The following is a 23,852-nucleotide window of genomic DNA, read 5'->3' as shown; positions in this document are numbered from 1 at the left end:
AAGATCATTCAATGAACACTTTCTACTATTATATATGCATGGCTTTCGGCCAAAAACATTCATGCATCAAAAAAGGGATTCCATTATTAACGGAATCCCTTTTTGCCATCTATTTAACCGTGATTTTCCTTTTTACCTCTGCCTTGTTCTGTGATTTATCCGTAACTGTGTAAGTCAATGTATAGGAACCCTTTTTCTTTGTATTCACAGTCCCTGTTATTTTGATCTTACTTGTTAAACTTCCATCCAGGTTATCTTTCGCAGATACACCTGATTTAGGATTGAATGCCGAGTTATAGGCAATGGTTTTACTTTTGGCACCGGAAATGACCGGCTTGGTGCTGTCGATTGTGATCTTCCTGGTCACTGTAGCAGTATTTTTCGATGAATCAGTGATTGTATACTTTAATGTGTACGTTCCCTTTTTCTTCGTATTCACCGTACCCGTCACCTTGATTTTACTGGTCAAGCTTCCATCCAGGTTATCTTTAGCGGATACGCCTGATTTAGGATTGAATGTCGAGTTATAGGCAATGGTTTTACTTTTGGCTCCCGAGATGACCGGCTTGGTGCTGTCTATCGTAATCTTTCTTGTGACTGTAGCAGTATTTTTCGATCGATCGGTGACCGTATACTTCAATGTATAGGTCCCCTTTTTCTTCGTATTCACTGTACCCGTCACTTTGATTTTACTGGTCAAGTTACCATCGGCATTATCCTTGGCACTCACATTCGTTTTTGGATTGAACGAAGAATTAAGTTTGATGGTTTTATTCCCGGCACCTGAAATCACTGGCTTTACTTGATCATAAACGGTTATTTTCCTTGTGACCTTGGCAAAATTCCCAGTCTTGTCAGCTACCGTATACGTCAAATTATAGGTGCCCACTTTCTTGGTATCCACCTTACCATCCACACGTATGGCACTCGTTAAGTCACCATCTTTATCATCCTTCGCGTTTACGCCGGTTTTAGGATTGAAAGTTGAGTTGAACGGAATGGATTTATTTGTTGCCCCTGAAATCACAGGTTTATTCGTATCCTTGATAGGCACGACACTCGATGGCCTATTGGAGATGTAAGCTGATGAAACATACCCCTTAATCTTCCCGTCTTCCGTTTGTACGGGGTAAAAGACAAATTTATTTCCCTTAGATTCGTGATAGTCAAAATTCCCTTTGATGATCAAGCTTGTATTGGGAGGCACAAGTACTGCACCTACCGTAGTGCTTATTTCTTTCCTAATATTCGCGTTGGATGTCGTCACCACTTTGTCTTCTGGCATGAACCAATAAACAGAGTCATGCGTTTGGTCGGTCAGTGTGTATTCCAGCTTTTTAAAGATGATATTTTCAGTGCTTTCCCGATCATATTGAAAGTGCGAAATTTCGAATGGATATTTGGCTAGTTTTGTATCATTCAAATAACTTTGGTTTTCTATCTTGGCAAAAACTTCCTCTTGGTAAGCATTCACATTTCTTTTCCCGCTTTCCTGGTAAAGAGGACTGTTAACCGGCTTTGTCCCATTGTATGCCATGACAGGGAAATACCAATTTTCGATGACCCTGCGTCCTGCACCTTCGATTTTCGGCAAATCATGATCATTTCTTGAATACATGCCGCTCAGTACCTCGACGCCAGCCTCGATATTGTAGACTATATCATTTCCCAGCCTTTTCTGGTCATACCCACTTTTATTGGTAAGCTGCATTAGACCGATACCGCCATCGCCGGATATAATCGGTTTGCCCGCATCATTAAATTGCCTCCAATCCCCGTTTTCCTGCGTAGCCACCGCTTTTACCACTTCAGGGGGGATTTCAGCCTCTATTGCCGCATTCGTCAGTAAGCAATTAATTTGCTTATGGGAAGGATTTTTATTGGGTTGAATTTCACCAAATGATGAACACGCATTGGTTATTCCGGACTCTGCAAAAGCAGCCTGTCCATTGAACAAACCGAGTGTCAAACAGGTCATTATCCCAATCTTCATTAAAGGTATCTTCATCGATCGAACTCCAGTCTATTTATATTTAAATCTATAATAATAGTAACATGATAGACTGGTTAATGCAGGTATAAATAGGTATATTACCCTAAAATATCCTTGCATGACAAAAGGAGCTTACCCGCATTTTCGGATCAGCTCCTTTGTTTTTGAATCACAAACTATGTATGGTGTTGGATCATACGATCACTTCCACCGTTTCCCTCGGTTTCCTTGCCAGGCACATGATTCCCGGCACGATGAAGAAGATAAGCGGCCAAACATGAAAGATCGTCAGAATGCCCGTAATGATCAATAAGATTCCGGCTGCCTTCGCTTTGCCGCCTTTTAATAGAAAGATAGCGATCAAGCCGCCTGCCAAGGCAATGAACAGCGATATGATTCCAGCCCATAGTAAGCCCATGAAAAACTTGATTGACATATCGACCTCAGACGTCGAAAACTCGGAGTCTGACATTAATGAGTAGTCCATCATTTCTGTCATATCGATACTGTTGAGATAAACTGCCGTTATAATCGTCACGATTAAAGAAATCGCAGCGATACTCACGCCTATGATACTTAATACGAATTCCCATGTGCGTTTCATTTACTTCGCCTCCCTAGAAAAGTCACTTATATATATACCCAATTTGAGAAGGAATAAAAGACTTTTATTCCTTCCTTTCAAAATCTGTGAGCGTCCATTTGGTATTATCATTTTCCTTACTTGGATCGATAAGGCATGATGAATGGAAAAATCAATCCGATGAAAGTACCCGTGGAGCTTGGCTCTTCTGAAAAAAGAATAGGGAAAATGAGCCGGATATATGGCCGTCAATCATCCTTCTTTTTCAATCGTTCATTTACTTCATCCGCTTTATTTTCCAGGTTATGCATTTTTGTCATATGTTTTATAAAGAAACGGACAACCTTCACAACCATTACGATTAACAAAACGAGTAGAGCAAGATAGAATAATTGCCATAAAATATCGCCAATATTAAACATGAAAACACTCCCTTCCAAAGGAAAATCATATCATTTAACACTGGTCTTTTGGGTGAAAAAAGGAAAAAGACTCTGTTTTTTTCAGAGCCTAAAAACCATTCCTATTCACGATCAAAGCCACCAATTGTTCAACAGACGGTTCCTCGGGCATCATATCCACTTTAAATCCATAGTCTTTAAGTCTTTTGCCAGTACTTTCCCCAATTACCCCGATAGAGGCATGATTTAGCAGCCCTTCAATATCCACGTCTGCCTGGTTCCCAAATTCCAACAGCATATCAACTGAATGCTGATTCGAAAAAAGTACCGTTCCGACAGCTTTCCCGTCTAGCATTCTCGGAAGGATTTCAAGGAATCTTCCATCAACAAATTTAGTGATGGTTTGAAAATAGTCTCCTTCCCCATGAGCCGGATCTCTTTGATCCTTGTTTCGATCTCCAATGACCAACAGTGTTCCGGCTTCCGGCATCTCGGATTTGAGCTCGGCCATTAGTCCACGTTGCTGTAAAGCTTTCTTCGACTTCCGCGAGATCACATAAAGTTTTGAAGAAATCCGACGGAAATCAATAGCGTGTTCAGTAAGTGAATCCAAGAATCCATGGACGCTTTCGGGCGAAGTGAAGAGGATTCGATCATACGAAAGAAAAGAGAGCAGCTGACTTTCTTCTATTTTAACTTTTGCCGCATTCCATTTAGGAAACTCGATGACATCGCCGCCAAGTTCATGCAGCGCTTCTGCCAAGGAACTCTTTGCCGTCCCGGTCCGGGCCACTAAAAACCGTTGACCATATAGTGGCTTCTTTTCGAACCATTGCAGTTTTCCCCTTAGTGAAATGATATCCCCGACCAGGGTGATCGCCGGATTGCTAAGCGACCTTTCACTTACCTTTTCGACGATATCATCCAAGGTCCCCTCGACCGTTTCCTGTCTTCCATAAGTGCCCCATTGAATGACGAGTGCCGGCGTGTTCCCCGGCTTTCCATGATTGATCAAATTCTCGCGGATATACGGAAGGTTGGCCACACCCATATAAAATGCAACCGTATCTATACTATTCACAAGCCCATTCCAATCTATATCCTTCTTCGTTTGGTCATGGCCCGTCACCATCGCAAAGGAACGTCCATAATCCCGATGCGTAACGGGGACTCCTGCGTACATGGATGCAGCAATGCTGGACGTAACCCCCGGAATGACTTCGAATGGGATACCCTGAGCTTTCAACGATTCCGCTTCCTCCCCGACTCTTCCAAAAACGGCGGGATCACCGCCTTTCAAACGGACGACCCGATGCCCTGCCAGTGCTTTGGACACAAGCAGCTCATTGATGTTCCCTTGACTGATGCCATTCGCATAAGGTGTCTTACCACAATAAATCAATTCACAATCGAGGGTAGCAGCCTCCAATAGTTTGGGATTCAGCAATCTGTCATATAAAATGACATCCGCTTTTTCAATCTCTTTTTGACCTTTTACGGTAATCAGGCCCACATCACCCGGACCTGCACCAACAAAATAGACCTTACCCTTGGTCATACCGCACTCACCCCTATCTGCTTGCAATTCCCTGGTAATATTTCACCAGCTCCACCATTGCACTGCCCATCCGTTGATCTTCAGGATATATGACCCGCTCTATCCCTTCATCGATTACCACCTGCGCCGTTACCTTTCCGACTGCAAGAGCAATTACATCCGATGCAAACAGGTCGATTATCTTATCCTCCACACCTTGTTCACGGACAAATCTCATTAAATTTCGTGGCTGCGGTGCACTCGTGAACACAACGGAATCAATTTTGCCCTCAAGGATTTCTTGGATCAGCTGCTGCATCGTTTCTTTTTCGGGCGGTATATGCTCGTATGGAAGAATTTCTTTATGTTTTACCTTTTGTTCATCCAACCAGTTCATCAAAAGAGGCGCCGGATCGCCGTGAAGCTGCAATGCGACCTTTACATCTCCGGACAGATGGCCTTCCAGATTACGAACGAGCCCTGCCGTACTGCCATCATCATCACGGATTAATGGCTGCAGGCCAAGTTTTTTCAGCATATTCACCGTTTTATAACCCCTAGCTGCAATTTTCAGGGACCGCAAAGCTTCTATGAAACGATCTCCCGCTTCCATCTTCACTGCCGTATTATATAATAGTTCCGTCCCCACTCCCGTCGTAAGGATGATCCAATCGAACTCCCCTGCCATCAAACGGGTGACATCCTCTTCCAAATGGGAATCATCAAGGAATACCGTCCCCTGTGCTGGACGAACCAGCGGGACTCCCCCAAGATTATGAACGATTTTACTAAGTTCTTCCGTTTTCCTCGCTCCCAATAAAGCAACGGTCCTGCCATTAAGCTTACTCATCCTTGCCCCTCCTATATGTACATTCATTTTTGAAACCTCTTATCCATCTCAACCATTATACAAATTTTCAGTCTTTGAAACTATAAAAAACGAATTCCATATCAAAATCAACGCTTTTTCTTTCTAATACCCTATATGAATTCAAAGGAAAGATAGTTTAGCAGCACTTTGCTTTTTATAAGTCCCACCCTCGTGAGTTTGGAACAAATACTCGTGAATTTCGGGCCTTTACTCGTGAGTTTGGAGCAAATACTCGTGAGTTTCGGGATTTTACTCGTGAGTTTGGAACAAATACTCGTGAGTTTCGGGATCTTACTCGTGAGTTTGGAGCAATACTCGTGAGTTTCGGGATTTTACTCGTGAGTTTGGAGCAAATACTCGTAAGTTTCCAAGAAAGTAAAACTTGACCTGGTGTTCACCCCAGTTTGTCAAGGAGGGGCATTGCTTGCAAACCTTAACCGTATTGACCAATTTAAGTATTCGCAAAAAAGAAAGAAGCACAACCTGCCCAAATTGCACTTGCTTGGTTATTGACCCGGCCAGCAGTTGATCTTATAGTCCCAGGGACGACAAGACCTGATCAAGTAGCTACAAATCTCCAAACCTTAGCTATCCAATTAACCGAAGATAAATCTACAACAATAATAATATAGCGTGTTTTGAAAGAATGAATCAAAACACGCCCTTCTAATCTTAGAGTAGTTCTGTTAGTTCAAAATTAAATATAATCCGATTTCCTACATGAATCTTACCTTTTCCAGTCACTAAAAAAAGCTGCCACCAGGACAGCCAATTTCAATGATCTAACATTTATTAATTGTTATGAAGGGCCCTTTGGGCAATTTGCTTCTGCTCTTTTTTTACAAAAATATCATATTGACTAGTTTCATGGCGATTTTGAAAGTTTTCGGAACCTAAATTCATAGGTGTTTTCGTTTTGAATTGTATCCCTTCACTTTCCAATTTCGCAATCACCTTAAAATAATCATCATTTCCGAATGCCGTATAAATACATGTCCAATATTTATAGGAAATGATTTTGGCAGTTAATATACATGCAAGCACGAAAACTAGTATTCCAATTATTAAATACACCTTTTAGCTCCCTTTCATTTCGGACTTTTTCGAAAAGACATCCTGTACACTATATTCTTTGCCATATATAACATTTCCTTTTTAAGTAAAAAAAGGAGACCCCAGTTTCGGGTCTCCTTCTTCATATCTTCATTATTTTTCCGGCACGTTACAAGAACCGTCCGTACAAGCTTCTCCCGTTGCTGGATCATTCACCATTTGAAGCGGATTCTCCTCAGCCCACACTTTTTTCAGCGTATCAAGGAACGCTTCTGTTGGCTGAGCGCCGGAGATTCCATACTTGCGGTTAATGACGAAGAATGGCACACCTGTAATTCCAAGCAGGCTTCCTTCTTGCTCATTTCCTCTAACCTCCGCCGTGAATGCCGTTCCTGCCAGCATCGCTTCCGCTTCAGACTTTTCAAGGCCGGCCTCCTCAGCCAAACTAGCCAATGTAGCATGATCGCCAATATGTTTGCCTTCCGTAAAGTATGCTTTAAATAGGCGTTCATTCATTTCGTTCTCTTTGCCTTTCGATTCAGCAAGGTGCATCAAGCGATGAGCATCGAACGAATTCGTTAAGACCACTTTGTCAAAATGATAATCGAGTCCCAATTCTTTAGCCTGTTGAGTCAGGTTTTGGGTGTTCGCTTCCACTTCCGCTTGGGACATGCCGTATTTCTGGGCCAGCATTTCATATTGAGTCATATTGATATCCCGCTCAGCCTCTGGGTTCAACTCAAAACTGCGAAATGAAACCTCTACCTGATCTTTATTTTCAAACTGCTTCAAAGCCTCTTCGAATCGACGCTTCCCTATATAACAAAACGGACATTGATAATCCGACCAAATTTCCACCTTCATGTAAATACCTCCTCATTTAAATGCAATCACATTAAGCACATTATATAACCTTGGGTATCCTCTTGCAAGGATATTACCCAAGACACTCATTTTCAAAATTGGTGAAGTCGATTTTTTTCATGAATTCTTCTAATGTATAGCCCTTTAATAGGCGCAATGTTTCCTTTTCGGCTTCGTTCATGATTTCCTCCAAAGCCGTATCCAACTGCTTCCCGACTTCACCGCATTCGCTCGTTTCCATACAAACAAGGCATTCCGGCCGTACCGCTTGATACACATCGGCCAAAGTAAGCTGTGAGGCAGGTACCTTCAAGCTATATCCGCCTTCCCGCCCTTCCTTTGTTTCGACGATCCCCTCAGCTGCAAGCTGAGCCATCACCCTTCTTAAAAAAGTGGCATGTGAATTCACCTTCAAGGCGATTGCCGAACTTGTCAGGAGCTTTTCGCTTTGTGCGAGCCAAACCAGAGAGTGAATGGCAATTGCAAACCGCGGCGGTCCAATTTGATTGTTTCGATTACCTGAAGACATGCTTATCCCCCTTATACCACTATCCATAGTAAGCCCATTATACTATGTTACGTTCTCCCGAACAAATGGACGCTTTGACTTTATCGATACAATCATATAGTCTGAATAGTAAATCTTTATTACAGGAGAACTCCCATGAAGGAAAAATACCCCTATTTACTCGTCATACTTGGTGCCATGCTGTGGGGAACGACCGGAACTGCCCAGTCATTCGCCCCCGATGGAGCCCATCCCATAGCAATAGGTGCCGTCCGCTTGGCAGTCGGCGGTTTCGCATTATTGCTCATTGCAATCTGGAAAAAAAAATTAACGCGATATAATTGGCCATTAAAGGAGACCATCTTAGCCACGTTAGGCATGGCCTGTTACCAGCCGCTATTTTTCATGGCTGTCAGCATGACCGGAATTGCCATTGGCACCATCATCACTTTAAGCAGTGCCCCCATCATCGCCGGATTCCTTGAATGGCTGTTCAGTAAAAAACGGCCATCAACAAGCTGGTGGACCGCCACAGGTTTATCGATTGCCGGGTGTTTACTGCTTTTTTCAAATAAAGGATCCGTTACCATCGATCCTGTAGGTGCGCTGCTTGCGCTTGGGGCTGGATTTTCCTTTACGGTATTCACATTGGTTAGTAAAAGGATTTTGGATAAACAACCTCCAGAAGCAACTGCCGCTGTCATCTTTAGTTTTAGCGCCCTGCTATTGGCACCCGCTTTATTCATACTGGATATCAGCTGGATCGGCACAGCGAACGGGATGGCCGTCAGCCTTCACCTTGGACTTCTTGCTACAGCAGCAGCCTACTTATTTTTTAATAAAGGGCTTTTATCCGTTCCTTCATCAACAGCCGTTTCCTTATCACTCGCCGAGCCGCTGACAGCCGCTCTTCTCGGTGTCTTCCTTGTCGGTGAGAGCTTGGCCCCCATGTCATGGATCGGGGTGGGATTACTCTTATGCGGAATCATCTCATTGACGATTTCACCAGGGGTACGAAAAAAAACTACATTGATGAACCAGGAGCTGTCCTAAAGTGAAAAAAAGTCAGGATAATTTCCTGGCTTTTTTTCAACTTTCCATACTAATGAATCAGCCTTTGAGTTTTACTAAGTAAAACAAAAACCAGACGGCATGGTTTTGTTCATCGGCGGCAGCACGCCGGAACGCCTTTCTGATGGTTCTATCAGCCGCACCATCTGCGACATCCAGATAAAAATCCACTGTTTCCTGTTCACCTTGAACGGCAAATTCCAATCCGGCTGCATAGGAGTCCGGGCATGGTTCAGTCACTTTAGGCTGTGGCTGCATCCCGGTCAAGCTGTTGTATATCCGGGTGAATGCTTGAAAATGTTTTATTTCGTCTTCCCTTATTTCAATGATTTGTTTCCTCTGCTTTTCATCCGGCGCTAATGCTGCCAATTTCTCATAACACTGGATGGCACTGTACTCGCCATTTATCGCCTTTTCTAGTTGAATCAACATATCCTTCTGTCTGTTCCAATCACCTTCATACATATCATGCCCATACATGGCATAACCCCTCCCTGTTCTTTATCCCATATAGTATGAATAACAGAGAACCAGGTGCCCATCAAAACAATTTATGCCTTCAATGTATGAATTTGAAGAGAATTCTCGCCGCCCACGTTTTCTGCCATTCGACGGTGTAAATACAAGCGGAATGGGATCTTATGATGGAATATATGGCTATAAGGCCTTTTTACATGAAAAGGGTATCTTCGTACAGGCAAAATACCCCTTTCGGCACCAGTTGAAACCCCGGCAAAAGCATCCTTTTGCCGGGGTTTCCAATACTACTGAATGATTTGTACATTCTCATATAAATAAGCTTCTTCCGGTGCCTTTATTTTCTTCGACTCTTTTAAATCGATCACAGGTACGGCTTCACCTTTATAGCTTCCTTTTTTTAATGTACCCGTTATGGTGTACCAATCATTAGTCTTCATGCCCTCCACATTCCCGTTGACCATATATCCGTATAATGTCGCATCGACTACACAGCAGGACATGGAGAGGCGGGAGACGGCCATTTGTTTGTCCGTAAAAGTATCTTCACGATATATAAATCCCGAAAGCTCTATTTCTTTCCCCTCAATCACATCGAGGTTGTTCAGCAAATCATCCAGTACCTCAAAGTAATTATCATCCGTAACGGTGATTTTATCCCCATTCACATGTTTCCCAGTATCATACGAACTTACCTTCTGTGGCTGCTGATTCGCCATCCCTCTTTTTGCCAGCACTTCACCGCTTAATGTAAAATCGGTCAAGATGAAGCCGAGAAGGATCGGAATGAAAAACAAACTATATTTCAGGACCAACGCGGACGAGGAAGACTCTCCATTCGATTCGCAATTACAATGATGTGTACCCTGTTTTTGTTTTTTTAGACGGAGAAGACTGATCACTAAAAAAGCAAAAAGCGCCGCCAATGCATATGGAACCATTTTGGGTGCAATCAATTTCGTTAAATGTCCCGAAACATACAATTTAAAAATCATGAGGCCCAGTCCAAGCAGTAGCAATCCCTCTAGTCTTTGGATAAAAAAACGTTTCATCAGAAGCCCCCCTTACTGATCAATCCGCCTGCAATCAGGCATAGGCTGAAGACGACTGCGAAAACAAGCAAGACATATGTGACGACAAAGCTCCGTTTAAAACAGGACATCATGATCAGGACATTTTTCAAATCCAGCATTGGACCAAATACTAGGAAACCCAGTATCGAGCCTGGTAAAAAACTATGGGAAAAGGAAGCGGCAACGAATGCATCAGCTGAAGAACAGAGTGAAAGCACAAACGCAATCCCCATCATCAACGCCGTGCCTTTTATCGGCGCCTGACCAATATCGGCCAGTACGGTCCGATCCATAATCACTTGAAATATACTGGCAAACAAAGCCCCGATGATAAAGTATCTGCCGACCATAAAAAATTCCTGTGAAGTATGATCAATGAAGCTTGTCCATTTAGTTGACCGAAAATCATGTTCATGCCCATGAACCAGTTCCACCTTCTCCTCTTTAACCACATCTTTAGTGCTGAATATATAAACGAATAAACCTACGATCACGGCGGTCAAGACACAAAGAATGATTCTTCCATATAGAATGGACGGATTATTTTGGAACGCATAATAAGTTGAGCCGAACACGATGACATTCAATATTGGAGCAGTTACAAGCAAGACAACACCTGCATGGACCGGGACACCCTTTTGAATCAATCTCCGTACGACCGGGATGATTGCACATTCGCAGACCGGAATGATCAGCGCTGCCCCTATCGCAGCAAAAATAGCCGTCAGGGGTCGTTTTGGTATCATTCGCTGAATGATTTCTTCACTGATGAATAACTGAATGAACGAAGATGCAATGGCACCCAGGAACAGGAAAGGAATCGATTCTAAAAACAAACCCAAAAACACGACGAGCACAGAGTGAAGCATCGGATAGCCCGAGAAATCAATCGCTTTTGGAATGAACACATCGCCTAGAAAAAAGAAAGCCAGCAGCAAAAACAATAGAATCAATAACAGCAAATTGCCCGTGTATCGTTTCAAAAGCATGTTCAACCACCTCACAAATCATAATTATTACGATTTAAGTTTTGATTCGGTCTAGTATATGCTTTTGATAGGATGAACATGACAAGAAACAAAAAGAGAATGGAAGACATTCCTCCACCCTCATTTCTTTCTTCGATAAAGATCCCTGCTCTTGTATCCCTCTCCTAAAATCATTTTCATTTCCTGGCGCCGTTTCACTTGGGTCGCCTCTTGTTTCGCACTATACACGTAGCGGGCCCAATCTTTACGATACCCTGAGGTAAGTGATTGATAGAACGCAAGCAAATCAGGAGAATCCTGCAAATCTTTCTCAATTTCAGAAATCATTTCGATATAATCATCTACTGATTGGCTTGCTTTGGTAGATGGACGGTTTCTATTTTCCGAATCTTCTTTCAGTCCGACTACCGTAAAGACATCATCCATTCCCACCATACGTGCAAATTTCATGTCACTCGATCCAACATAACCGCTTTCATCCGCACCAAGGCCTTGCATCAAATCATCACGATGAATAAATGTGGCATATTCTTTATTCCCCTTCTTGGGATATGCCAAATAGATATAGCCGTTTTTACTCAAATGATTTTTCTCGATTACCTTATCCACGATTCCTTTTAAAGAATCCATATCCAATACAAAGGCAAATATAAGATCATACGCTCTTTCAGTAAGCTCTGTATCGTAATCCGGAAGCTCCGCTAAATAATCCGCCCCGGCTGGCAAATCCAAGACTGCCACCCGTTCATATTTATGTAAATTCAGTTTTTCAACTATTGTTTTAGCCATCGGCATTCACCCATCCCATTTCATTTTGACTATCTACAGTTTAAAAGTTCCCCATTCGGTTCGCAACTTTTGATAATCGTTTCCATATAAAAAGCAAAATGACGATGAGTAAACCTTCCGCCTTTTTTCATATAATCATTTCTAGGAAAATATTAACTGTGCTATACTTCAGATATAATCAATTCCAATGCCTAGCTTCTAATAGTTTCTTTTTCCCTTTTGAATGCCAACTTACATTTTCGGATTCACCAGAGAAAGCCCTAGACGCCGCATTCTAGTTTTTGAAGCTCAACATTCAGATTGCAGGCATAAATTTAACTTTTATGCATAGGCATGATAGGGTATCAACGCTCCAGAAAAGATATGGTCCCTGGAAGTACTGACCTGACTTCAGCTCTGCATTTCTTCCTCAAGACAACATTAAAGCCGATTATTGAACAATGTCCTTACCCATGAAATATGCCTTTTCTTCACTCTTACTCAAATCGAAGCCTTTCTTAGATGCATAGTGTCACCTCTGCAAAAGCACCCATAACCCAACATTGAAAAAAATCATGAATCCACTTAAATCTGTGTATTTTTTAATAAGTTCCCTCATCGTATGTCATAGTTTTTATGCAGTCGATATCCCTTTGTTTTTTCTATATAAAAAAATCAGTGATGCTTTCAAATGGGGTGTCACAAAAGGGGAGTTCCCATGAATTTTATCGAGTATGATTTACTATTCGAATCAAGAAACCAGTTAATAGAGGAAGTTACGGAATTGGATGAAAAAATGCTCCACCATAGGCCTGCACCTGAAGTATGGACCATCGCCCAAATTTGCCATCATTTATATCTTACTGAACAGGTATTTACAGAAGCTATAGCAAATGGCATTCAGGAAAGGGACTTTAATAATATCATCCAAAAAAACATTTACTTGGTTACTAATAGAACAAAGAAATTCGCAACTCCTGATATCATTTCACCCTCAAAAGCCCCATTTCAATTATCGAGCCTTATGGATTTACTGGCAGAATCAAGGGATCGGTTATTACAGGTTCTTTACGATATGGATTCAGATATCATCTTGAATAGAAAGAAAGCCAAGCATCCTTTGTTCGGGGACCTCTCTTTAGATCAATGGATTGAATTATTATCCTTACATGAACAAAGGCATATCAAGCAGATACAAGAAATAAAATCATCGGTATTATAATCCCTTCCACCTGAGCTGAATGGACTAAAAAGCTAGACACTCATTTCTAAAGTGTCTAGCTTTTACTATTTTGAGAACTCGTTACTATCCAGTTAGAAATAACAGACATGTTTTTCTGTACATATTTGTAAAATCCAATTTCCCACTGAGCATTTCATACAGCCAAATATCGGTTTCCTCTATCATTATTTATACGATGGCATACGTTCGAGTTACCCCTCTCTCCATCTAATTGTCATAACTTTTCTGAAGTGACACAAAATAAAACCATTAAAAATTTTGACTTACTGATAAAAATGATGTACATTACCTAATGGGGCGAACAATTTTTATATAAAACGACAAAAATATTCGTATATAGAGGTGCATAGTATGGAAAACGTGTTTGATTATGAAGATATTCAATTAATTCCTGCAAAATGTGTAGTAAATAGCCGTTCGGAGTGTGATACATCCGTTACTTTGGGTAAACATACTTTCAAGTTACCTGTTGTACCTGCCAATATGCAAACGATCATTGATGAAAAGATTGCGATTTACTTGGCTGAAAACGGTTACTTCTATGTAATGCATCGTTTTGAACCAGAAAAACGACTGACTTTCATTAAAGATATGCATTCACGTGAGTTAATCGCGTCCATCAGTGTCGGCGTTAAAGAAGAAGAATACGGATTCATTCAACAATTATCAGAAGACAATATTGTGCCTGAATTCATTACGATAGATATTGCACACGGTCATTCCAATGCCGTGATAAAGATGATACAGCATATTAAAAAACATTTACCTGAAAGTTTTGTCATTGCAGGAAATGTGGGAACTCCGGAAGCGGTACGGGAATTGGAACATGCCGGTGCCGATGCTACAAAGGTAGGAATTGGACCAGGGAAAGTATGCATCACTAAAATCAAGACTGGATTTGGAACGGGCGGCTGGCAATTAGCTGCACTTCGCTGGTGTGCAAAAGCGGCTAGCAAGCCAATCATAGCTGACGGCGGCATTCGCACAAACGGTGATATAGCTAAATCAGTTAGATTCGGAGCTTCCATGGTCATGATCGGTTCATTATTTGCTGGACATGAAGAATCTCCAGGTCAAACGATCGAGAAAGATGGTAAGGCCTTTAAAGAATACTTTGGTTCAGCTTCTGAATTCCAAAAAGGTGAAAAGAAAAACGTTGAAGGCAAAAAGATGTTTGTCGAGCACAAAGGATCTTTGGAAGATACGTTGAAAGAAATGGAACAAGATCTTCAGTCTTCCATTTCTTATGCCGGAGGAACCAAGTTGGAAGCCATCCGGAACGTGGATTATGTGGTCGTTAAGAATTCAATCTTTAACGGTGACAAAGTTTATTAATTGAGTATCCAATCTTATAAAAAAGAACGGTCTAATCAATAGATTAGACCGTTCTTTCATTCGTTATATAAGTTCACTATACCTTTTTAACAAATTGGGATTTTAATTTCATTGCACCAAAACCATCGATCTTGCAATCAATATCATGATCTCCATCAACTAAACGGATGCTTTTGACTTTTGTGCCCATTTTTAAAACGGATGAGCTCCCTTTCACTTTAAGATCTTTGATTACCGTCACGGTATCACCATCATTCAAAGCATTTCCATTTGCATCTTTAATAGTCTTTTGATCACTATTTTCAGTTTCCAATTCCATCGTCCACTCATGGGCGCACTCTGGGCAAACAAAAAGACTTCCGTCTTCGTATGTATATTCTGAATTACATGCAGGGCAATTAGGAATAGCAGACATAAATTCACTTCCTTCATTCGTTATTGTCAATTCTATTATAATAATGGTTTACATACAACAAGTAATATTTTAGAGTTGATCGTTTCTTTCTTTGTAACGATGGACAGGCTATTTCAGCTCCCGTTTCCTCCCTCCTATAGAACCTACAAAGGTTTTACTATATACTTTTAAGAAAAAGCTGGAAAGTGCGGTGAAACCTTTGTTTAAACTACTATTGATAGAAGATGATACGACGTTATTCAATGAAATTAAAGATAGATTGGCTCAATGGTCTTATGATATATACGGTATTGGGGATTTTAGTAAAGTGGTTCAGGAATTCACGGATATAAAACCTGATTTAGTCATCATTGATATACAGTTGCCGAAGTTTGATGGGTTTCATTGGTGCAGAATGATCCGGGCCCATTCCAATGTTCCCATCATCTTTTTATCATCACGGGATCATCCGACCGATATGGTGATGTCCATGCAGCTTGGAGCCGATGATTTTATCCAGAAGCCTTTTCATTTCGATGTACTCATCGCAAAAATACAGGCCACCCTCCGCCGGGTATATAATTACAATACCGAAAAGATCGAATTGAAAACCTGGTGCGGTGCAACAGTGGATTACGAGAAGAACACGGTATCGGCCGAGACTGGCTCAATCGAATTGACAAAAAATGAAATTTTCATCTTGAAAAAGCTTATTGAACAGAAAAACAAGATTGTAAGCCGGGAGGAATTGATCAATAGCTTATGGGATGACAAACGCTTCATAAGCGATAACACCCTTACAGTAAATGTGAACCGTTTACGGAAGAGGTTGGATGAACTGGGTTTAGGCCATTTTATCGAAACGAAGGTCGGACAGGGCTATATCGCCGTGGAAGAGGCAAATGCATGATCAGAAAGTATCTCGTGGAAAGGTTCAGCTGGATCACATTCTACATACTGCTTCATCTATTCATCATCTTTGTCGCTTATCTTGATTCGGCCATACCATTAAAGCCAATACTGTATATTGTCTTTTTATCGTTGATCATGTTCAGTATCTTTTTGATTTTCCGTTATAAAAAAGAAACGTTTTTCTATCAAAGTTTGGAAGCGCGGGAAGACAACCTGGATATAACGAATATAGCCGAACCAGAAAGCCCTTTCGAAAAAATAATAGAAAACAGCATCATTAACCAAACCGAATTATTGAAGGAATCCGCATCAATTGGCAGAATGACTTTAGAGCAGGAAAAGGATGAATTATTATCTTGGATTCATGAAGTGAAAACACCATTGACGGCGATGCATTTAATGATTGACCGCTTGGATGATGAATTGCTGAAATCCCATTTGACTTATGAGTGGCTGCGCATTCACCTCCTTCTTGATCAGCAGCTCCATCAAAGGCGCATGCCTTTCATCGAAAATGATTTGTATATTGAAAATACAGATTTGGAAACAATAATCTTTGATGAGATTAAAACGTTGCAATCATGGTGCATTCAAAAAGGCATCGGCTTCGACATACAGTTGGATGTAACCGAAGTGCTAAGTGATGCCAAATGGCTGGCCTTCATTATAAGGCAGCTCTTGACTAACTCCATTAAATACAGTGAAAACTCCGATATCACGATATATAGCCATGAACAAGCTGAACAAACGGTTCTTGAAGTGAAAGATTCTGGACGGGGCATCGACCCAAAGGATTTATCCCGCATATTTGATAAAGGATTTACATCCACGACGAATCATCGTGACACGGCTGCAACTGGCATGGGTTTATATTTAACCAAGAATGCAGCAGAGTCCCTATTCATCTCCATTGACGTAAAATCAGAGCTTGGAGTGGGAACGACCGTTACCTTGGCCTTCCCAAAAAGAAATGAATTCGTGAATATCACAAGCATGTGACAAAAATGTCACATGCTTTTATTCTTTGTTCGTCCAAACGAAGGAAAAGAAATACATGGCCTTTTATAATGAGGATATAGAAAAAAAGGAGTGTATTGATATGAATATACTAGAAGCGAAAAAAATCCATAAAAGCTATGGTAATAAATTCAATAAACAAGAAGTATTAAAGGGTCTCGATATAAGCATACAAGAAGGTGAATTCGTAAGTATCATGGGTGCATCCGGGTCAGGAAAAACGACTTTGCTGAATGTCCTTTCCTCGATCGATAAAATCAGCAACGGCACCATTACGATCGATGGAAAAGAGATTTCAGGTATGAAAGAAAAGAACTTGGCCGAATTCCGGAAGAACCATCTAGGCTTCATCTTCCAGGAATATAACTTATTGGACACACTGACTGTCAAAGAAAATATCCTTCTGCCTTTATCCATTACAAAAACACCCAAAAATGAAGCGGCACAAATGTTTGAAACCGTAGCGAAAGAACTGGGCATATATGAAGTGAAGGATAAATACCCAAATGAAATTTCCGGTGGCCAAAAACAGCGTACGTCTGCAGCACGGGCTTTCATCCATGATCCAAGCATCATATTTGCGGATGAACCGACTGGGGCGCTTGACTCCAAATCAGCATCCGATTTACTGAACAAACTGAGCGAAATGAATCGAAAGCGCAAAGCGACCATCATCATGGTAACCCATGATCCAGTGGCCGCCAGTTATTGCAGCCGGGTCATTTTCATTAAAGATGGACAAATCTATACACAATTGAATAAAGGTGAAGAATCCAGACAAACCTTCTTCAAGGACATCATGAAAACACAAGGTATATTGGGAGGGGTTCAAAATGAGCATTAATCAACTCATCTTTCGAAATCTGAAGAAGAATCTGAAGAACTATTATCTGTATGTGTTTGCCCTGGTCTTCAGCGCTTCCCTTTACTTTGCCTTTGTTACCTTGCAATATGACCCATCGCTGGATGAAGCGGAGGGTACGGTGAAAGGGGCCGCCTCCATCAAGGCTGCATCAATCCTGCTTGTTGCGATCGTTTCCATATTCCTTTTATATGCCAATAGCATTTTCATAAAAAGACGCAGTAAAGAAATTGGCTTATTCCAATTGATCGGCATGACCAAGAACAGGATATTCCGGATCCTGAGTGTGGAAAACCTGATCCTGTATTTCTGTTCCGTATTCCTGGGAATCTTTGTAGGGTTTGCCGCTTCAAAATTGATCATCATGATACTATTTAAAATAATGGGTGTCCAGGCGATCGCGACCCTTAAATTTTCTTTTCAGCCGCTTGTTCAAACCATTCTCGTTTTTGGCGCCATCTATCTTTTCATCATGTTGATGAATTACGCCTTCATTAAAAGGCAGACCATCCTATCATTATTTAGGGTGACTTCAATGACGGAAGGAAAAGTGAAAAAGGTTTCCATGCTCGAAATGATCATCGGGATATTCGGCATCATCCTGATCATTGCCGGCTATGTCGTTTCATCCAAGTTATTCGATGGAGCCTTTTCAGAGATGACCGAGCTTTTTATGGCCATGATCTTCATTTTGGCATCCGTCATCATCGGTACTTACCTATTCTATAAAGGATCCGTAAGCTTCATCTTTAATATCGTCCGTAAAAAGAAAAATGGCTATTTGAACATCAATGAAGTATTGTCCCTTTCATCCATCATGTTCCGGATGAAATCGAATGCGATATTATTGACGATCATCACGACCGTTTCGGCTTTGGCGATTGGGTTATTATCATTAAGCTATATCTCCTACTACTCAGCGGAGAAAATGGCACAAAGCAGTATCCCCACCGATTTTTCCATGACGGATAAGGGAGATGCGGATGCATTCAAAGAAGCTTTATCAGACAGTAAAATTGATTACGACGAAAAGATGATTGATGTCATTCAAGTGGATGTCAATGTAAAGGAAATAATGGAGACTAGCTTGGAAGGTGTGAACTTTGATCCGGACATCATGACCGTTCCTGTCATCAGTGATGAATCCGTTAAAGGAATCAACGTCGCTGAAGATGAGACCCTTTTCAGCGGATACAGTAATATGATGGAGAAGGTCATGTCCTTGAAGGATTCCGGAAAGATTGAACTGAAGGGCAAACACGAAGTGATTCCGCAAACATATATGGGATTGAATGATGATACCTTCGTGTCCTATTACTTCACGAACGGCGGATTGCCCGTTGCCATTGTAGACCAAACGATATTCGACCGTTTGAAAAAGGATGTCGACCCGAAAATCCAAAAAGCATCTTCTGTAAATATCGGCATTGATGTGAAGGATGAAGCTGAAGTTGAAAAAGCGAATGATCTATTCAATAAAATGAGTTTTAAAGAAGAACATGTGAATGATTCCCAATTTGAAATGTTCAACACCCAGAAGAAGAACATGGGTCTTATCATGTTCATCGTCGGCTTCTTGGGGTTAACCTTCCTCATCACATCCGGCTGTATCCTATATTTCAAACAAATGGATGAAAGTGAAGGTGAAAAATCCAATTATACCATCTTAAGAAAACTGGGATTCACGCGAGGTGACTTACTAAGGGGAATCCAAGCAAAACAAATTTTCAATTTCGGCATTCCTTTAGTCGTCGGACTGCTTCACAGTTATTTCGCAGTCCAATCAGGATGGTTCTTATTCGGTACCGAAGTTTGGACACCGATGATCATCGTAATGGCATTATACACGGCATTGTACTCGATTTTCGCAATCCTATCCGTATTCCATTACAAGAAGGTCATCAAAGAATCTCTATAATGTCGAAGATGCTAAAAGCTCCAGGGCCCATGAAGCCCTGGAGCTTTTAGACTTAGAAAAATCCGAAGAAGTTCCAGCTGTTTTCGGAAATCCGCTCCCTTTCCGCCGACTGTCTGCCAAGCCGCATCAAAGTAAACGTCTGTGCGGTCTTGGCTAGCCAGTTATTTGGCAGGAGTGTCGCAAATTTCTTCAATCCTATGGGATTCCAACCATAAAAAAGTAAACCATGTAGGATTACCAAGTCTTGTTTTATCATCATGGTTCGGGGTGAGACATTTCGACCAGCTTTCAGTTTCCGTTCCCCTTTAAAGGACCCCAGCCGGTTTCTTCATCATTTCCTTGATCAATTCCCTATTGCGCTTTTTAAAGACTTCATTATGGGAAGAGACCATGCCCACTCCGTTAGCGTCAGGCTGGATATATTGCTTTGCCTTGTTCACGGCGTTTGCTGCATCTTGGAAGGTACCTGCTATTAAGTTCAATTTACCTTCGTGCTTTAGGATATCACCGGCAGCGTATATTCCATCCATCGAAGATTCACTGGCGGCAGTACCTTCAATATAATAATTGTCGACTATGTCAATATCCACTTTACTATTTCTAAGCAGTGATGTATCACGCTCATAACCATGATTGATGATGACTTCATCGATCGGCAAGTAAGAAACCTCTCCCGTTTCATGATTCGTCAGTTCAACATGTTCAATTGATTCATGATCAGCGCAAGCGATCAATTTTGTGATCGTGGTATTCAAGAAACATACCGCAGAGCTTTCCATCAATTGTTTCGCTTGTGATTCATGACCTGCTAAACTATCTTTCCTATATGTCAGATACACCTTTTTGGCGATGGGCTCCAATTCATTTGCCCAGTCTATTGCAGAATTCCCGCCGCCTGAAATGATCACCGTTTTATCCTTGAAACGATTGAAAGACTTCACAGTATAGTTTAAATTGGAGACTTCAAACCTTTCTGCACCGTCTATTTCCAACTTTTGCGGATTCAGGATTCCACCGCCGACCGCGACAATGATCGTTTTGGAAAAGTGCTTTTGACCTGATGCTGTATGTAAAACGAAGATACCTTCCTCATTACGTGTGATCGAATCCACTTTTTCATTCAACACGACCGTTGGATTGAATGTTAAACCTTGTTCCACTAGCTGTTCAATTAATTTTTCCCCCGTAGTGGGCGTCAGCCCTCCTACATCCCAAATCATTTTCTCTGGATAAACATGAATTTTCCCGCCTAGCTGTGGCTGGTATTCAATCAGTTTAACTTTCATTTCTCTAAGTCCGCTATAAAAAGTGGAGTAAAGGCCCGCTGGCCCGCCTCCAATAACCGTTACATCAAATAAATCTTGCTGATCCATTTACGTCCACTCCTCGGTAATCAAGTGTGATTGATTATCATTCTCATTTAATCGTACACTCTTTCCTCACTTTTTACAATATGGATTTATTAAAAAACTCTGTTCATTTTAAAAATCAACAGAGTTGTTTATTTCCAATCACTAAAACTTACCATTCATTAAGAACGTATGAATGATAAATGGAGTATTACCATTAGAATGAAAAATTAGGTTGAAAATGGAGTAAGGGTATGGGTGTAATATTAAAAATTAACCTGCTTTATTCATAGATAAAGTAGGTTAACAGGATAGCTCTCTTATCATATGCCCGTTTTTACTATATTAGAAAAGTTGACCCGTTTTAATAAAGTGTTCAACATATCTGTTCGTTGCATTCTGATTAAATCCAATCCAAGATTTGTTCTCCTCAGAGGGCACATCCAGTGAAATAGCTACAACCGTATCGAGAGTTTTTTCTTTTCGTATAATTAATCTTAGAAAGCAGACTAGAGATATTGCGGAACACGTTGCTATGCGCCCCGTGATTGGCGGTTGATAACTACTTCGTAGGTACTCCCCCTTGTTGTATAAGTTGATATGCTTTCAAAGCCATTTCAACGTTTAATCTGTTCTCCGGCATATCAAAATCAAAATCAAGAATCTTTTTTATTTTTTCCATCCGATGATAGAGTGTTTGTCTTACAATATGCAATTTTTGAGCCGTAAGCTTCTTTGAGCGATCAAACTCAAAGTATTTCGTTAAAGTCAGAAGCAATTCCGTTCCATATTCCTTATCATAGTAAATTAAAGGAGAGAGATAGTCCTCAATAAAATGGGCTGTATCTTGATCATGCTGAATTAATTGAATCAGCCGAAAGATGCCAAGGTCTTCGTAAAAGGCACTTGTTGAAAACGTACGATAATTTAAAGCTAACTGCGCTTCTCGATAACCATTATGAGCATCCAAAAGTAACTGGTATTGTCGCCCAACGCCTATACGGATTTGACTAGATTCACCTTCTCTAACATATAGCAAGGTTTCGATCACTTTTAAGAAGCGCGCCTTAGAGGAATCGGCAGTTCCAAGATCAGTAGCTAATACAATAATCTGATTTCTTATTGATGTGATATAGGGTGTAAAAGAATATTTTGCGAACCCAGATCGAATTTTTAAAGAATAATGATAAATAGCAGATTCATTTTCTTCATCCGATAAACTTAATGAAGTCGGATGAAAAACATCTTCGATATCAATGATTGCAATTCGATAACGTATCGAAGCATGCTTAGATTTTAACGAAATAAATCCCCTTGCTTGTTCCTCATTATTGATCCGTCTATAAAGTAAATCATTTAGCCATGTAGATTCTAAACGTAATCGTTTTTCATCCAAATAATGTTTACGCAATAAGTCTTGTGAGATTGCTAGAGACGCACGATCAAGGATTAGGAAATCAAATTCATCCGATTCACGATCTAAAACCATAACAAGATACGCCCAGATTTGATCCATTGCTCCGATCGGTTGGAGAAGAATAGTATGGTTTAATGCCTTCCATTCAACGGGCGAATCATTTGTAATCCGGTCGTGCCAGTGTTCTTTATCTTCATAAATGGTTTGAAGTAGCTGTTCCATAAATTCATTTTTCAATCCTGGAATCGAAAAAGGTGTTCCTTCTATAGGAAGATAGATAATTGGTGCTTCTGTCTTCTGTTGCAACAACTTTAAAATATTGGATAACCCATGAGTAGTGAGTGACAATGAATGGAACTTTCTTGAAATCGAATCTAATGTAACCAACTTCTCATGATGAGCATTAATGATAAACGAATGCAGATCCTGTGTTATTTCGACGAAATTTATGAATTCTTTGAAAATAATAATCGGAAAGTTATACTCATTTGCCATCTCGATCATTTCTTTAGGGACCTTTTCGAAGTAGTGTCCAAGTTCTATACATAAACATGAGGCGTTGCGTTCGATAAGATTTAACAAAAATGAAGTATTAGAGGAGTCTCTCCATTCAAAGCCAAATCCGGTGGAGAGTATCAGTTCCCCTCCCTGAAAGATGGTATCATCAAAAAACGGAATTTCAAGGACATGTGTCCATTTGACTTGACGGTGCAACCCGTTTGCCCCCGCAACTACCTCCGTCTTTGAAAAGAGTGAACGCTTAAGAACATCTTGTACTGTAAGCATATGTACCTCCTCATTTAATAATTGTTAGCTGTATCATCTTATTATAACTATACTAGAATGTCTAAGCCCATAAAATAGGATCCCTATCTCTGTTTAACCCCAAGTAATACGACAAGTGTCTGTAAGAGCGTTCTTTTACGTGCTTTGATGAAGTACCTTAATCAACCTGAGGATCTTTCATAATGTTATCCATTTACACCGTTTTTCATCAGTTATATATGCGAATGAACGGTGGAGTACTGAAACTTAAAACGACCTAAACATTAGATAAACAATGAAAAATTATCACTTTTTCACCAATGCTGTATTCTGAAAAGTTCAAGATGACCTAAAGTGCTTGGTTAAAAAAAAACTAATATAAATTTAACCTCGTGTCTAATGAAAGGGTTATCATTCCCCTGTAAGATTTTAGAATGTTCAATAAATTAAAT

General features: G+C 40.7%; 24 protein-coding genes and 2 pseudogenes. 10 read left to right on the top strand and 16 right to left on the bottom strand.

Annotation, left to right across the window (positions count from 1 at the left end; all coding sequences use genetic code 11):
• Positions 1 to 109: 109 nt before the first annotated feature.
• From QUF94_RS07505 to QUF94_RS07485, 5 genes are all read right to left on the bottom strand, one after another.
• On the bottom strand, positions 110 to 2,008 hold the full coding sequence (locus tag QUF94_RS07505) for an immunoglobulin-like domain-containing protein (protein WP_289315304.1): 1,899 nt from the start codon (positions 2,006 to 2,008) through the stop codon (positions 110 to 112).
• 178 nt (positions 2,009 to 2,186) lie between these two features.
• Positions 2,187 to 2,597 carry a DUF4064 domain-containing protein gene (locus tag QUF94_RS07500; protein ID WP_289315303.1) on the bottom strand — a complete coding sequence of 137 codons (411 nt, stop codon included), beginning with the start codon at positions 2,595 to 2,597 and terminating at the stop codon, positions 2,187 to 2,189.
• Positions 2,598 to 2,824: 227 nt separating this feature from the next.
• Positions 2,825 to 2,998, bottom strand: a complete 174-nt coding sequence (locus QUF94_RS07495) for a hypothetical protein (protein WP_289315302.1) — start codon at positions 2,996 to 2,998, stop codon at positions 2,825 to 2,827.
• Between the two features lie 88 nt (positions 2,999 to 3,086).
• The gene (gene cobA / locus QUF94_RS07490; protein WP_289315301.1) at positions 3,087 to 4,535 is read right to left on the bottom strand and encodes a uroporphyrinogen-III C-methyltransferase; all 1,449 of its coding nucleotides are present in this window, start codon (positions 4,533 to 4,535) and stop codon (positions 3,087 to 3,089) included.
• 13 nt (positions 4,536 to 4,548) lie between these two features.
• The gene (locus tag QUF94_RS07485) at positions 4,549 to 5,364 is read right to left on the bottom strand and encodes a uroporphyrinogen-III synthase (RefSeq protein WP_289315300.1); all 816 of its coding nucleotides are present in this window, start codon (positions 5,362 to 5,364) and stop codon (positions 4,549 to 4,551) included.
• A 192-nt stretch (positions 5,365 to 5,556) separates the two neighbouring features.
• Between QUF94_RS07485 and QUF94_RS07480 the strand changes: the two genes are divergently transcribed.
• Both QUF94_RS07480 and QUF94_RS28745 read left to right on the top strand, forming a co-directional pair.
• On the top strand, positions 5,557 to 5,706 hold the full coding sequence (locus QUF94_RS07480) for a hypothetical protein (protein WP_289315299.1): 150 nt from the start codon (positions 5,557 to 5,559) through the stop codon (positions 5,704 to 5,706).
• 149 nt (positions 5,707 to 5,855) lie between these two features.
• Positions 5,856 to 6,017: pseudogene (locus QUF94_RS28745) on the top strand (aldo/keto reductase); the annotation flags it as partial.
• Positions 6,018 to 6,177: 160 nt separating this feature from the next.
• Here QUF94_RS28745 and QUF94_RS07475 read toward each other — a convergent pair.
• The 3 genes from QUF94_RS07475 to QUF94_RS07465 form a co-directional block, all read right to left on the bottom strand.
• On the bottom strand, positions 6,178 to 6,459 hold the full coding sequence (locus QUF94_RS07475; protein ID WP_289315298.1) for a hypothetical protein: 282 nt from the start codon (positions 6,457 to 6,459) through the stop codon (positions 6,178 to 6,180).
• 132 nt (positions 6,460 to 6,591) lie between these two features.
• Positions 6,592 to 7,302, bottom strand: a complete 711-nt coding sequence (locus QUF94_RS07470; RefSeq protein ID WP_289315297.1) for a DsbA family oxidoreductase — start codon at positions 7,300 to 7,302, stop codon at positions 6,592 to 6,594.
• 73 nt (positions 7,303 to 7,375) lie between these two features.
• The gene (locus QUF94_RS07465; RefSeq protein ID WP_289315296.1) at positions 7,376 to 7,831 is read right to left on the bottom strand and encodes an RrF2 family transcriptional regulator; all 456 of its coding nucleotides are present in this window, start codon (positions 7,829 to 7,831) and stop codon (positions 7,376 to 7,378) included.
• 135 nt (positions 7,832 to 7,966) lie between these two features.
• Between QUF94_RS07465 and QUF94_RS07460 the strand changes: the two genes are divergently transcribed.
• Entirely contained in the window at positions 7,967 to 8,863 is an 897-nt protein-coding gene (locus tag QUF94_RS07460) for a DMT family transporter (protein ID WP_289315295.1), read from the top strand.
• 57 nt (positions 8,864 to 8,920) lie between these two features.
• Here QUF94_RS07460 and QUF94_RS07455 read toward each other — a convergent pair whose 3' ends face one another.
• The gene (locus QUF94_RS07455; protein ID WP_289315294.1) at positions 8,921 to 9,361 is read right to left on the bottom strand and encodes a ferritin-like domain-containing protein; all 441 of its coding nucleotides are present in this window, start codon (positions 9,359 to 9,361) and stop codon (positions 8,921 to 8,923) included.
• Positions 9,362 to 9,482: 121 nt separating this feature from the next.
• Between QUF94_RS07455 and QUF94_RS07450 the strand changes: the two are divergent.
• Positions 9,483 to 9,581, top strand: a pseudogene (locus QUF94_RS07450) (hypothetical protein); the annotation flags it as partial.
• A 64-nt stretch (positions 9,582 to 9,645) separates the two neighbouring features.
• On the opposite strand, the gene QUF94_RS07445 reads toward QUF94_RS07450, so the two are convergent.
• The 3 genes from QUF94_RS07445 to QUF94_RS07435 form a co-directional block, all read right to left on the bottom strand.
• Positions 9,646 to 10,410: a TIGR03943 family putative permease subunit gene (locus tag QUF94_RS07445; protein ID WP_289315293.1), complete on the bottom strand. Its 765-nt coding sequence runs from the start codon at positions 10,408 to 10,410 to the stop codon at positions 9,646 to 9,648.
• The gene (locus QUF94_RS07440) at positions 10,410 to 11,420 is read right to left on the bottom strand and encodes a permease (protein WP_289315292.1); all 1,011 of its coding nucleotides are present in this window, start codon (positions 11,418 to 11,420) and stop codon (positions 10,410 to 10,412) included. Before QUF94_RS07440 ends, QUF94_RS07445 begins: the two co-directional genes overlap by 1 nt.
• A gap of 120 nt (positions 11,421 to 11,540) precedes the next feature.
• Entirely contained in the window at positions 11,541 to 12,209 is a 669-nt protein-coding gene (locus QUF94_RS07435) for a YdeI/OmpD-associated family protein (RefSeq protein WP_289315291.1), read from the bottom strand.
• 697 nt (positions 12,210 to 12,906) lie between these two features.
• Between QUF94_RS07435 and QUF94_RS07430 the strand changes: the two genes are divergently transcribed.
• Together QUF94_RS07430 and guaC are read left to right on the top strand one after the other, a co-directional pair.
• On the top strand, positions 12,907 to 13,410 hold the full coding sequence (locus tag QUF94_RS07430; protein ID WP_289315290.1) for a DinB family protein: 504 nt from the start codon (positions 12,907 to 12,909) through the stop codon (positions 13,408 to 13,410).
• A 372-nt stretch (positions 13,411 to 13,782) separates the two neighbouring features.
• Positions 13,783 to 14,766, top strand: coding sequence for a GMP reductase (gene guaC / locus QUF94_RS07425; RefSeq protein ID WP_289315289.1), 984 nt, complete (start codon positions 13,783 to 13,785; stop codon positions 14,764 to 14,766).
• Between the two features lie 76 nt (positions 14,767 to 14,842).
• On the opposite strand, the gene QUF94_RS07420 is transcribed toward guaC, so the two are convergent.
• Positions 14,843 to 15,181, bottom strand: coding sequence for a zinc ribbon domain-containing protein YjdM (locus QUF94_RS07420; protein ID WP_289315288.1), 339 nt, complete (start codon positions 15,179 to 15,181; stop codon positions 14,843 to 14,845).
• 199 nt (positions 15,182 to 15,380) lie between these two features.
• Between QUF94_RS07420 and QUF94_RS07415 the strand changes: the two genes are divergently transcribed.
• From QUF94_RS07415 to QUF94_RS07400, 4 genes are all read left to right on the top strand, one after another.
• The gene (locus QUF94_RS07415) at positions 15,381 to 16,070 is read left to right on the top strand and encodes a response regulator transcription factor (RefSeq protein ID WP_289318312.1); all 690 of its coding nucleotides are present in this window, start codon (positions 15,381 to 15,383) and stop codon (positions 16,068 to 16,070) included.
• Positions 16,067 to 17,071, top strand: a complete 1,005-nt coding sequence (locus QUF94_RS07410) for a sensor histidine kinase (RefSeq protein WP_289315287.1) — start codon at positions 16,067 to 16,069, stop codon at positions 17,069 to 17,071. Before QUF94_RS07415 ends, QUF94_RS07410 begins: the two co-directional genes overlap by 4 nt.
• 100 nt (positions 17,072 to 17,171) lie before the next feature.
• Positions 17,172 to 17,933 (top strand): ABC transporter ATP-binding protein, encoded by a 762-nt coding sequence (locus QUF94_RS07405; protein ID WP_289315286.1) that lies wholly within the window; start codon positions 17,172 to 17,174, stop codon positions 17,931 to 17,933.
• On the top strand, positions 17,923 to 19,869 hold the full coding sequence (locus tag QUF94_RS07400; RefSeq protein ID WP_289315285.1) for an FtsX-like permease family protein: 1,947 nt from the start codon (positions 17,923 to 17,925) through the stop codon (positions 19,867 to 19,869). The genes QUF94_RS07405 and QUF94_RS07400 overlap by 11 nt, the downstream gene beginning before the upstream one ends.
• A 52-nt stretch (positions 19,870 to 19,921) precedes the next feature.
• Here the strand turns inward: QUF94_RS07400 and QUF94_RS07395 are convergent, their stop codons facing one another.
• The 3 genes from QUF94_RS07395 to QUF94_RS07385 all read right to left on the bottom strand — a co-directional run bounded on the left by QUF94_RS07395 (position 19,922) and on the right by QUF94_RS07385 (position 23,421).
• Positions 19,922 to 20,128 carry a hypothetical protein gene (locus QUF94_RS07395; protein WP_289315284.1) on the bottom strand — a complete coding sequence of 69 codons (207 nt, stop codon included), beginning with the start codon at positions 20,126 to 20,128 and terminating at the stop codon, positions 19,922 to 19,924.
• 46 nt (positions 20,129 to 20,174) lie between these two features.
• The gene (locus QUF94_RS07390) at positions 20,175 to 21,242 is read right to left on the bottom strand and encodes an NAD(P)/FAD-dependent oxidoreductase (RefSeq protein WP_289315283.1); all 1,068 of its coding nucleotides are present in this window, start codon (positions 21,240 to 21,242) and stop codon (positions 20,175 to 20,177) included.
• Between the two features lie 538 nt (positions 21,243 to 21,780).
• The gene (locus QUF94_RS07385; RefSeq protein ID WP_289315282.1) at positions 21,781 to 23,421 is read right to left on the bottom strand and encodes a PucR family transcriptional regulator; all 1,641 of its coding nucleotides are present in this window, start codon (positions 23,419 to 23,421) and stop codon (positions 21,781 to 21,783) included.
• Positions 23,422 to 23,852 lie beyond the last annotated feature (431 nt).

Origin of the sequence: Peribacillus sp. NJ4, from assembly GCF_030348345.1 — a bacterium.
Classification (GTDB): Bacteria; Bacillota; Bacilli; order Bacillales; family DSM-1321; genus Peribacillus.
This window is presented reverse-complemented; position numbering and strand designations above follow the sequence as displayed.

Bases quoted from the DNA above. Each gene is read 5' to 3' on its own strand.
- QUF94_RS07400 (WP_289315285.1), top strand. From the start codon at position 17,923: ATGAGCATTAATCAACTCATCTTTCGAAATCTGAAGAAGAATCTGAAG.
- QUF94_RS07385 (WP_289315282.1), bottom strand. From the start codon at position 23,421: ATGCTTACAGTACAAGATGTTCTTAAGCGTTCACTCTTTTCAAAGACG.
- cobA (WP_289315301.1), bottom strand. From the start codon at position 4,535: ATGACCAAGGGTAAGGTCTATTTTGTTGGTGCAGGTCCGGGTGATGTG.
- QUF94_RS07395 (WP_289315284.1), bottom strand. From the start codon at position 20,128: ATGATGATAAAACAAGACTTGGTAATCCTACATGGTTTACTTTTTTAT.
- QUF94_RS07440 (WP_289315292.1), bottom strand. From the start codon at position 11,420: ATGCTTTTGAAACGATACACGGGCAATTTGCTGTTATTGATTCTATTG.
- QUF94_RS07455 (WP_289315294.1), bottom strand. From the start codon at position 9,361: ATGTATGGGCATGATATGTATGAAGGTGATTGGAACAGACAGAAGGAT.
- QUF94_RS07470 (WP_289315297.1), bottom strand. From the start codon at position 7,302: ATGAAGGTGGAAATTTGGTCGGATTATCAATGTCCGTTTTGTTATATA.
- guaC (WP_289315289.1), top strand. From the start codon at position 13,783: ATGGAAAACGTGTTTGATTATGAAGATATTCAATTAATTCCTGCAAAA.
- QUF94_RS07430 (WP_289315290.1), top strand. From the start codon at position 12,907: ATGAATTTTATCGAGTATGATTTACTATTCGAATCAAGAAACCAGTTA.
- QUF94_RS07410 (WP_289315287.1), top strand. From the start codon at position 16,067: ATGATCAGAAAGTATCTCGTGGAAAGGTTCAGCTGGATCACATTCTAC.
- QUF94_RS07485 (WP_289315300.1), bottom strand. From the start codon at position 5,364: ATGAGTAAGCTTAATGGCAGGACCGTTGCTTTATTGGGAGCGAGGAAA.
- QUF94_RS07390 (WP_289315283.1), bottom strand. From the start codon at position 21,242: ATGGATCAGCAAGATTTATTTGATGTAACGGTTATTGGAGGCGGGCCA.
- QUF94_RS07460 (WP_289315295.1), top strand. From the start codon at position 7,967: ATGAAGGAAAAATACCCCTATTTACTCGTCATACTTGGTGCCATGCTG.
- QUF94_RS07500 (WP_289315303.1), bottom strand. From the start codon at position 2,597: ATGAAACGCACATGGGAATTCGTATTAAGTATCATAGGCGTGAGTATC.
- QUF94_RS07405 (WP_289315286.1), top strand. From the start codon at position 17,172: ATGAATATACTAGAAGCGAAAAAAATCCATAAAAGCTATGGTAATAAA.
- QUF94_RS07495 (WP_289315302.1), bottom strand. From the start codon at position 2,998: ATGTTTAATATTGGCGATATTTTATGGCAATTATTCTATCTTGCTCTA.
- QUF94_RS07445 (WP_289315293.1), bottom strand. From the start codon at position 10,410: ATGAAACGTTTTTTTATCCAAAGACTAGAGGGATTGCTACTGCTTGGA.
- QUF94_RS07420 (WP_289315288.1), bottom strand. From the start codon at position 15,181: ATGTCTGCTATTCCTAATTGCCCTGCATGTAATTCAGAATATACATAC.
- QUF94_RS07465 (WP_289315296.1), bottom strand. From the start codon at position 7,831: ATGTCTTCAGGTAATCGAAACAATCAAATTGGACCGCCGCGGTTTGCA.
- QUF94_RS07435 (WP_289315291.1), bottom strand. From the start codon at position 12,209: ATGGCTAAAACAATAGTTGAAAAACTGAATTTACATAAATATGAACGG.
- QUF94_RS07505 (WP_289315304.1), bottom strand. From the start codon at position 2,008: ATGAAGATACCTTTAATGAAGATTGGGATAATGACCTGTTTGACACTC.